The organism is Micromonospora endophytica, assembly GCF_003236305.1.
Taxonomy (GTDB): domain Bacteria; phylum Actinomycetota; class Actinomycetes; order Mycobacteriales; family Micromonosporaceae; genus Micromonospora; species Micromonospora endophytica.
Genome location: NZ_POTX01000256.1, coordinates 1 through 8,209, shown reverse-complemented (window position 1 = coordinate 8,209; position 8,209 = coordinate 1). Strand labels below are relative to the sequence as shown.

Here is an 8,209-nt window from a genome sequence, read left to right as displayed (position 1 = left end):
GGGTGTTGGGGCGGGCGGCGGGCGCGGCAGGGATCGTGGCCTTGCGCGCGGCGGCGGTCTCCTCCTTGGCCGGCTCGCCGTTGCGGTCGTGCGCGGGCGGCGGCGGCACGGTGACCATCCACTCGCCCAGGTGATCTTTGTCGTGCAGCAGGTCCTTGATGTCGTACTCGGCGTACTCGAACTCGGGCGACCAGTAGAGCGCGTCGAACGGGCAGACCTCGATGCAGATGCCGCAGTACATGCAGAGCGAGAAGTCGATGTCGAACCGGTCGAGCACGTTGCGCTGGCGGGGGCGGGCGGCGCCGGGCACCGCCACCTCCTCCTTGTGCGAGTCGATGTAGATGCACCAGTCCGGACACTCGCGGGCGCAGAGCATGCAGACCGTGCAGTTCTCCTCCAGCAGCGCGATCACCCCGCGCGAGCGCGGCGGCAGCTCGGGGGCGACGTCCGGGTACTGCTGGGTGGTCGAGCGCTTCGTCATCGTCTTGAGCGTGACGGCCAGTCCCTTGACCAGGCCGCTGCCCGGCACGCCCGCCGACTCGCTTCGCTCGCTCATGTCGAACATCCTGCCCTGTGGCTGCGGCGCGCGCGACCACCACCCGGAGGTAGCCGGTAGTACGGTGGCGACGGGGAGGACGGCGCACCGGAAAGGACCCGTCGATGACCGCCGCGCTGCACAACGACTACCGGGCGCCGGGCGAGTGGACGACGGACGACCTCGACCGCCTGCCCGACGACGGCCACCGCCGTGAACTCCTGGACGGACAACTGCTGGTGTCGCCGTCTCTCACGCGACTGCACCAATCCATCGTCGGCCGCCTCATGGCTGCGCTGGAAGAGACCTGCCCCGCCGAATTCGACGTCACCCAGGGGGTGTCGGTGCGGATGTCCCGCACCCGCGCCTTCAGCCCAGACCTGCTGGTGACCGACCTGGACGCCGCCGTCCGCAACCCCTCGTCCTACCTGCCCAGCGAGGTCCTGCTGGTGGTCGAGATCGTCTCGGAGCGGACCCGCAGCATCGACCGGGTGCTCAAGCCCGCGCTGTACGCCGAGGCGGACATCCCGTTCTTCTGGCGGATCGAGACCGAGGCGGGGATCGTGGTGCACGCGCACCGGCTCGACCCGGTCAAGCGCGTCTACGTCGAGCACGCCCGGATGCCCGACGGCATCCTGGTCGCCGACCCTTGGGAGATCGACATTCCGCTGGCCCGGATCACCCCTCGCACCCGCTGACGGCGGCGAGGCGGGCGAAGTGGTTGTCGATCTCGGCGCGGGCCTCGGCGGGGGTGAGCGCGGTCGACAGCAGCCGGACGGTCAGCCCGTCCAGCAGCGTGGCGAGCCCGCTCGCCACCGCCGGCACGTCGGCGTCCACGGCGATGCTGCCGTCCGCGCGGGCCTGGGTGACCAGCCGTTCGAGGTTGCCGCGCAGCTCGACGGCGTTGTCCCGGAGCACGGCCGCGATCCGCTCGTCGATGAGTGACTCGGCGGTGAGCACCAGCCAGATCCGTGCCTCGAAGATCCGCTCGGCGTCCAGCGGCACGAGTTCCAGCACGGCGAGCCGCAGCGTGTCCAGGGCGGTCGGGCCGGTCCGGATCGCCCGAGCCCGGTCGACCACCCGCTCGACCAGGTGCGCCATCGCCGCCCGGACCATGAGCTCCCGGGTCGGCAGGTAGTGCTGGGCGGTCGCCAGCGGCATGCCCGCCTCACCCGCGACCGCCCGGACGGTCGTGCCGGCCGCTCCGGTACGGCTCAGCACGGCGCAGGCGGCGGCACCGAGTCGTCGTCGGCGTTCCTCGTGGTCGACCACCTTCGGCATGATCCCGATCATACTTTACCGGTCGCTTGACCTAAATAGGTCACCTGACTAACCTTGGCCCGATGCACACAGCGACCCGACCAGAGCCCGCCCGACCAGGGCGAACAGCTCCGGCACGCCCCACCCCGCCGCCGGCCACCCGGTTCACCTGGCTGGACCTGGTGATCGTTCTCGTGGTGGGCTTCGGCCTGGCGAACGCCACAGTCGCCGACCTGCTCGCCCGTGGGCCGGCCGCGCTCGGCGCCTCCGAGGTGGTCGCCATGAGCGTCGCCTGGCTCCTGATCAACGGGGTTCAGCTGCTAGTCGGCCTCGCCGTGACGTACCGCCGATTCGGTGCCGTACGCGCTCCCCTGCTGCTGCACCGGCCACGGGCCGCGCAGTTGCGGGCGGCGGGTGGGTGGGGCCTGGCGAAGGCGGCGCTCACCCTCGCCCTGCTGCTCGTCCTGCCGGCGGCGCTCACCGCCGACGGCGGCGGTGAGGGTGGTTACCCGGCCGGCCCGCTGCTGGCGCAGTTCACCTTCGCCCTGTTCTTCGGTGCCATCGCCTCCCCGGTGTACGAGGAGGTGCTCTACCGGGGCGTCTTCTTCCAGGGCCTGGCGGCCCGGCTGCCCGCCGTCACCGCGATCGTGCTCTCCGCCGGCTTCTTCGCGGTGATGCACCTGCCCCGGGGCTTCAACACGACAAGCGCGTTCGTCGCCGGGCTGATCTTCGCCTGGTTGCTGCACCGCCACCGCAACCTCTGGGTGCCGATCGTCGCCCACGCGGTGAGCAACGGCACCCTGGTGCTGCTCGCCTTCGCCGCCCAGGCAGCCTGACGGCGGCTCGCCCAGCCGGTCGGTGGATCATCAGCCATGATGGGATCCGGACGGGACCTGGCACGGCAGGGGGCGGGCAATGACGCAGGACAGCGGCGCGAGCCGGACCGACAGCGGCGGAAAGTACGTCGAGCCGGGCGGCGAGTTCAACCGGGATCAGCGCTACATCACCACGAGGATCACCGCCGACGGGCGGGACGGCTATCCGGTCGAGCCGGGCCGATACCGGCTGGTGGTCAGCCGCGCCTGTCCCTGGGCGAACCGGTTGATCATCGTACGCCGGTTGCTCGGTCTGGAGGACGCCATCTCGATGGGCGTCACCGGACCGACCCACGACGCGCGGAGCTGGACCTTCGACCTCGACCCGGACAGGCGGGACCCGGTGCTCGGCATCGAGCGGATCCAGCAGGCGTACTTCGCCCGCTACCCCGACTACCCCCGGGGCATCACGGTGCCGGCGCTGGTGGACGTGCCGACCGGGCAGGTGGTGACGAACGACTTCGCCCAGATGAGCCTGGACCTCTCCACCGAGTGGACGGCGTACCAGCGGCCCGGTGCCCCGGCCCTGTATCCGGAGCAGCTGCGCGCCGAGATCGACGAGGTCAACGCGGTGGTCTTCGGCGACGTCAACAACGGCGTCTACCGGTGCGGCTTCGCCGGCAGCCAGGAGGCGTACGACAAGGCGTACCACCGGCTCTTCGACCGGCTGGACTGGCTCAGTGAGCGGCTCGCCGGGCAGCGGTATCTGGTCGGTGACACCATCACCGAGGCCGACGTGCGGCTGTTCACCACGCTCGTCCGCTTCGATCCGGTCTACCACGGCCACTTCAAGTGCAACCGGAGCAAGCTGACCGAGATGCCGGTGCTGTGGTCGTACGCCCGGGACCTGTTCCAGACCCCCGGTTTCGGCGACACCATCGACTTCGACCACATCAAGCGGCACTACTACGAGGTGCACCGGGACATCAACCCGACAGGTGTGGTGCCGCTCGGCCCGGACCTGTCGAACTGGCTGACCCCGCACGACCGGGAGGCGCTCGGTGGGCGGCCGTTCGGCGACGGGACTCCACCGGCGCCGCCGAGCCCTGCCGAGCGCGTCGAGCCGGCGCACACGCCGCTGCGTTGATCGCTCGCTTCTTCTGTTAATAGGGGCCCCCTGCTATACACCAGGCGTTAGCAGGGGGCCCCTCCTTACACCTAAAGCGCGAGGCGGACGGCGGCGGTCAGCACGAGTTGGGCCAGCGCGGTCGGCACCAGCACCAGCCAGCAGAGCCGCTGGAGCTGGTCCTCGCGCAGGCGGGGGTAGGACACCCGGAGCCAGATGATCAGGAAGCTGACGGCGGCCATCTTGAGCAGGGTCCAGAGCCAGCCGAGCTGATCGTCGGCGAACGGGCCCTGCCAGCCACCGAGGAAGAGCACAGTGGTCAGCGCGGCGATCACCACGATGCCGACGTACTCGGCCAGCAGCAGGAACGCGAAGCGCAGGCCGGTGTACTCGGTCATGTAGCCGAAGACCAGCTCGGAGTCGGCCACCGGCATGTCGAACGGCGGCCGACGGATCTCGGCCAGGCCGGCCAGGAAGAAGACCACCATCGCCGGTGCCTGCCAGAGCAGCCACCAGGGCTGCCACGCCTCGACGATGCCGGCCAGGCTCAACGTGCCGGCGGCCATCGCCACTGACGCGGCGGCAAGCACCAGCGGCAGCTCGTAGCCGAGCAACTGGGCTGCGCCGCGCAGCCCACCGAGCAGGCTGTACTTGTTGGCCGAGGCCCAGGCCGCCATCAGCACCGCCAGCACACCCACGCCGACCACCGCCAGCACGAAGAAGAGGCCGACGTCCAGCGGCTGCCCGACCAGGTCGTTCGGGCCGAGCGGGATGACCAGCAGCACCAGCAGGTACGGCAGCAGCGCCACCGCCGGTGCCAGCTTGAACACCTGCCGGTCCGCGGCCCGAGGCGTGACGTCCTCCTTCTGGACGAACTTCACCCCGTCGGCGATCAGCTGCGCCCAGCCGTGGAAGGCACCGGCGTACATCGGGCCGAGCCGGCCCTGCATGTGTGCCATCACCTTGTGTTCGGCCTGCCCGACCAGCAGCGGCAGGACGAGGAAGGCGACGAGCACCCCACCGATCCGGATCACCAGCTCCAGCCAGAGTGGCATCAGGTCGTACCTCCGTCGTCGGCCGGCTCGGTCGCCGCCGGGCCGCCGGCCGCCCGTGGGGTACGCGCCGGACGGGCCCCGGGCGCAGGCCGGGCGGGCCGCTCCCGGGCCGGACGGGCCGGCACCCCGCCGCGCGGACCTTCGCCGACGCCGCCCGCACCGGCCGGCGTGGGCGTGGTGCCCCACTCCCCCGGTGCGGGTACGCCCGGCGGCCGGATCGGCCGACGACCGCCACCCGCCTCGGACTCGCCCGGTTCCTTCGCGCCCGGCCAGGGTTTGGCCACCCGCGAGGCGAGCACGAACTCCTTGCGCAGCGGATGCCCCTCGAACTCCGGTGGCAGCAGCAACGGCCGTAGGTCGGCGTGTCCGGCGAAGTCGATGCCGAACATCTCGTGGGTTTCCCGCTCGTGCCAGGCGGCACCCGGGTACACGTCCACCACGGACTCGACGGTAGGTGTGGCGCGCGGGATCCGGGCGCGCAGCAGCACACCGTGCCGGTGCCGGGTGGACCAGAGGTGGGCCACCACGTCGAACCCGTCGGCCAGCTCGTCGACGGCGGACAGCCAGTCGAAGTAGTCGCAGGCCAGCTCGGTGTCGTCGCGGGCGGCCAGCAGCGCCGCCCGCCAGCCGTCCGGGGGTACGTCGACGGTGGCCCGGGAATGGGCCTGACCGCCGGAGACCGTCGCGGTGGCCTCGACGGGCGCGAGCAGCGCGACGAACCGCTGGCCGACCTCTTCCGGTGTCATGCCGCTGATCCTATGGCCGACCACGGCGGAACGCGCCGCCCCGGCCCCGAGCGGCGGCCCAAAGCGGCGGCTCAGTGTGGCGGCCCGACAGCGGCGGCTCAGTGTGGCGGCCCGACAGCGGCGGCCCGCCGTGGGTACGCGGCCGGGTGGAGATCCGGGCTTTGCCGGCGGTCGCCAGGTGCTGGCCGACAGGATGGGGCGGTGCGCGCTGTGACTGTCATCCCCGGGGTACCCGGCTCGCTGCGGCTGCTCGACGACTATCCGGAGCCAGCCACCGAGGAGGGCGCGATCCTGGTGGAGGCACTCGCGGTGGGGATCTGCGGCACCGACATCGAGATCATCGAGGGGCACTACGGCGAGGCGCCGCCCGGCACCGACCACCTGGTGCTCGGGCACGAGGCGCTGGGCCGGGTGATGGAAGATCCGACCGGCACCCTCCAGCCCGGCGACCTGGTGGCCGGGATCGTCCGGCACCCGGACCCGCTGCCCTGCCCGAACTGCGCGGTCGGCGAGTGGGACATGTGCCGCAACGGCATGTTCACCGAACACGGCATCAAGGCGCTGCCCGGCTTCGCCCGCCAGCGGTGGCGGCTGCAACCGCGCTTCGCCGTCGGGCTGCACCCGGCGCTGGGCGAGGTCGGCGTGCTGCTCGAACCGACAAGTGTGATGGCCAAGGCGTGGGACCACATCGACCGGATCGGTCAGCGCGCGGAGTGGCAACCGCGTACCGCGTTGGTCACCGGCGCCGGGCCGATCGGCCTGCTGGCCGCGCTGCTGGCCAGTCAGCGGGGACTCGCCGTGCACGTGCTCGACCTGGCCACCGAGGGTCCGAAGCCGGCGCTGGCCGGTGCGCTCGGCGCGACATACCACTCCGGGCCGGTCGACCAGCTCGACTTCGAGCCGGACATCATCATCGAGTGCACCGGCGCGCCGGTGGTGGTGCTGGAGGCGATGTGCAAGGTCGCCCCGACCGGCATCGTCTGCCTGGCCGGCGTCTCCACCGGTGGGCGGACCATCGAACTCGACGCGGGCGCGCTCAACCGCACCCTGGTGCTGGAGAACAACGTCGTCTTCGGCTCGGTCAACGCCAACCGGCGGCACTGGGAGGCCGCCGCCGAGGCCCTCGCGCGGGCCGACCAGGCCTGGCTCGGCTCGCTGATCACCCGCCGGGTGCCGCTGTCGGAGTACGCCAGCGCCTATTCCCCCGGGCCCGAGGACATCAAGGTGGTGCTCGACTTCACCGCCTGACAGCGTCCTCAGCCTCAGATCCCCGGCAGTCGGCCGTTGCGGAACAGGTCCACGAAGAGCTGGTGATCCTGCCGGGCGCGTACGCCGTAGCTGTGGGCGAAGTCCACCAGGTGCCCGACGAAGCCGGCCGGATCCCGGTCGACGACGGCGACGATGGCCTCCTCGGTGGAATAGTCGACCAGGTCGTGGCTGGACTCGTCGTCGGCTACCGAGTGCATCCGGGCGACCGCCCGGCCCAGATCGGCCAGCACACCGGCAAGTTCCTCCGGCTCGTTGACGTCCGACCAGTCGAGGTCGGCGGCGTACGGTGAGACCTCGGCGACCAACTGGCCCACCCCGTCGAGTTCGGTGAAACCCAGCCAGGGGTCGGCGTGCGCCTGCAGGGCCCGCTGCGACTCGGCCGTGCGGTGACCCTGATGCCGGAAGTAGCCGCGGACCCGCTCGTCGCCGACGTAGCGGGCCACCGCCGGCACCTGAGCCTGCTTCATGTAGATCACGACGTCGTTCTCCAGCGCCTGCGTGTGACCCTCCAACAGGAGGTTGTACGACGGCAGCCCGGCCGAACCGATGCCCACGCCCTTACGCAACACCACGTCCTTGACCTGCGCCGCGACCGGCCGGGCCGACGCGGTGCCGGCCGGCAGGGTGCCCAGGTACGCCTCGAACGCGGCGCAGACCCGCGCCCGGACGTCACCGTCGACCTCGTACACCCCGTCGCCGAGGGAGAACCGCCGCTCGTACGCGTCGATGGTGGTCTGCGCCCGGAGCAGGTCGACCCGGGTGTTGAGCCGGGCCTGCTGGAGCACCCGGCGCAGCACGCCGTCGGCGTTGTCCAGGGTGATCGAGCCGATCGCGTCGTCACCGCCCGCGGCGATGGCCCGCAGCTCGGTGAGGTAGTGCTCGGCGAACGTCGTGACCAGGTCGCTGATCACCCGGTCGGAGAGCGCCTTGGTGTAGCCGATCAGGGCCACGCTCGCCGCGAAGCGTCGCAGGTCCCAACTGAACGGCCCGACGTACGCCTCGTCGAAGTCGTTGACGTTGAACACGAGCTGGCCGGAGCCGTTCATGTAGGTGCCGAAGTTCTCCGCGTGCAGGTCACCGTGGATCCACACCCGGCTGGTCCGCTCGTCGAGGAAGCGGTCGTCGGCGAAGTCGCCGCGCTGGTCGGCGTAGAAGAGGCTGGCACTGCCCCGGTAGAACGCGAACGGGGAGGCGGCCATCTTGCGGAACTTACGCCGGAAGGCGGCCGGGTCGAGGGCCATCAGGGTGCCGAACTCCTCGGTCAGCACCTCGACGATGAAGGCGGAGCGCCGCTCCGCGACGTCGGTCATGGTCCGTACGCTAACCGCCGGCCGCCAGCCCGCGAGCCAGCCGGACGGGCGGTTCGCGCTGGCTCAGGGGTTCGGGGGCTCAGGGGATCGGTG

9 protein-coding genes are annotated in these 8,209 nt (G+C 71.4%); 4 read left to right on the top strand and 5 right to left on the bottom strand.

From position 1 onward, the window contains the following. Nucleotides 1-565, bottom strand: a 565-nt coding sequence (locus tag C1I93_RS25830) for a NuoI/complex I 23 kDa subunit family protein (RefSeq protein WP_111245885.1), incomplete at its 3' end; no start/stop codon positions are given. 95 nt (nucleotides 566-660) lie between these two features. On the opposite strand from C1I93_RS25830, the gene C1I93_RS25825 reads away from it, so the two are divergent. Beyond that, the gene (locus tag C1I93_RS25825) at nucleotides 661-1,233 is read left to right on the top strand and encodes a Uma2 family endonuclease (RefSeq protein WP_111245883.1); all 573 of its coding nucleotides are present in this window, start codon (nucleotides 661-663) and stop codon (nucleotides 1,231-1,233) included. Here the strand turns inward: C1I93_RS25825 and C1I93_RS25820 are convergent. Next, nucleotides 1,214-1,816, bottom strand: a complete 603-nt coding sequence (locus C1I93_RS25820) for a TetR/AcrR family transcriptional regulator (protein ID WP_111245884.1) — start codon at nucleotides 1,814-1,816, stop codon at nucleotides 1,214-1,216. The genes C1I93_RS25825 and C1I93_RS25820 overlap by 20 nt on opposite strands. A gap of 62 nt (nucleotides 1,817-1,878) precedes the next feature. On the opposite strand from C1I93_RS25820, the gene C1I93_RS25815 reads away from it, so the two are divergent. Together C1I93_RS25815 and C1I93_RS25810 are read left to right on the top strand one after the other, a co-directional pair. After that, nucleotides 1,879-2,631: a CPBP family intramembrane glutamic endopeptidase gene (locus C1I93_RS25815; protein ID WP_111245882.1), complete on the top strand. Its 753-nt coding sequence runs from the start codon at nucleotides 1,879-1,881 to the stop codon at nucleotides 2,629-2,631. A gap of 79 nt (nucleotides 2,632-2,710) precedes the next feature. Further along, on the top strand, nucleotides 2,711-3,757 hold the full coding sequence (locus tag C1I93_RS25810) for a glutathione S-transferase family protein (protein ID WP_111245881.1): 1,047 nt from the start codon (nucleotides 2,711-2,713) through the stop codon (nucleotides 3,755-3,757). Between the two features lie 71 nt (nucleotides 3,758-3,828). Here the strand turns inward: C1I93_RS25810 and C1I93_RS25805 are convergent, their stop codons facing one another. Both C1I93_RS25805 and C1I93_RS25800 read right to left on the bottom strand, forming a co-directional pair. Then, entirely contained in the window at nucleotides 3,829-4,791 is a 963-nt protein-coding gene (locus C1I93_RS25805; RefSeq protein ID WP_111245880.1) for a complex I subunit 1/NuoH family protein, read from the bottom strand. After that, nucleotides 4,791-5,537 carry an NADH-quinone oxidoreductase subunit C gene (locus C1I93_RS25800; protein WP_223256545.1) on the bottom strand — a complete coding sequence of 249 codons (747 nt, stop codon included), beginning with the start codon at nucleotides 5,535-5,537 and terminating at the stop codon, nucleotides 4,791-4,793. The genes C1I93_RS25805 and C1I93_RS25800 overlap by 1 nt, the downstream gene beginning before the upstream one ends. Nucleotides 5,538-5,738: 201 nt before the next feature. Between C1I93_RS25800 and C1I93_RS25795 the strand changes: the two genes are divergently transcribed. Beyond that, on the top strand, nucleotides 5,739-6,785 hold the full coding sequence (locus tag C1I93_RS25795) for a glucose 1-dehydrogenase (protein ID WP_111245879.1): 1,047 nt from the start codon (nucleotides 5,739-5,741) through the stop codon (nucleotides 6,783-6,785). 14 nt (nucleotides 6,786-6,799) lie between these two features. Here the strand turns inward: C1I93_RS25795 and C1I93_RS25790 are convergent, their stop codons facing one another. Beyond that, complete coding sequence (locus tag C1I93_RS25790; protein WP_111245878.1) at nucleotides 6,800-8,116, bottom strand: DUF2252 domain-containing protein; 1,317 nt, start codon at nucleotides 8,114-8,116, stop codon at nucleotides 6,800-6,802. Nucleotides 8,117-8,209 lie beyond the last annotated feature (93 nt).

Excerpts from the sequence above, each read along its gene's own strand:
- C1I93_RS25790 (WP_111245878.1), bottom strand. The coding sequence starts at position 8,116 with ATGACCGACGTCGCGGAGCGGCGCTCCGCCTTCATCGTCGAGGTGCTG.
- C1I93_RS25810 (WP_111245881.1), top strand. The coding sequence starts at position 2,711 with ATGACGCAGGACAGCGGCGCGAGCCGGACCGACAGCGGCGGAAAGTAC.
- C1I93_RS25805 (WP_111245880.1), bottom strand. The coding sequence starts at position 4,791 with ATGCCACTCTGGCTGGAGCTGGTGATCCGGATCGGTGGGGTGCTCGTC.
- C1I93_RS25825 (WP_111245883.1), top strand. The coding sequence starts at position 661 with ATGACCGCCGCGCTGCACAACGACTACCGGGCGCCGGGCGAGTGGACG.
- C1I93_RS25815 (WP_111245882.1), top strand. The coding sequence starts at position 1,879 with ATGCACACAGCGACCCGACCAGAGCCCGCCCGACCAGGGCGAACAGCT.
- C1I93_RS25800 (WP_223256545.1), bottom strand. The coding sequence starts at position 5,537 with ATGACACCGGAAGAGGTCGGCCAGCGGTTCGTCGCGCTGCTCGCGCCC.
- C1I93_RS25820 (WP_111245884.1), bottom strand. The coding sequence starts at position 1,816 with ATGCCGAAGGTGGTCGACCACGAGGAACGCCGACGACGACTCGGTGCC.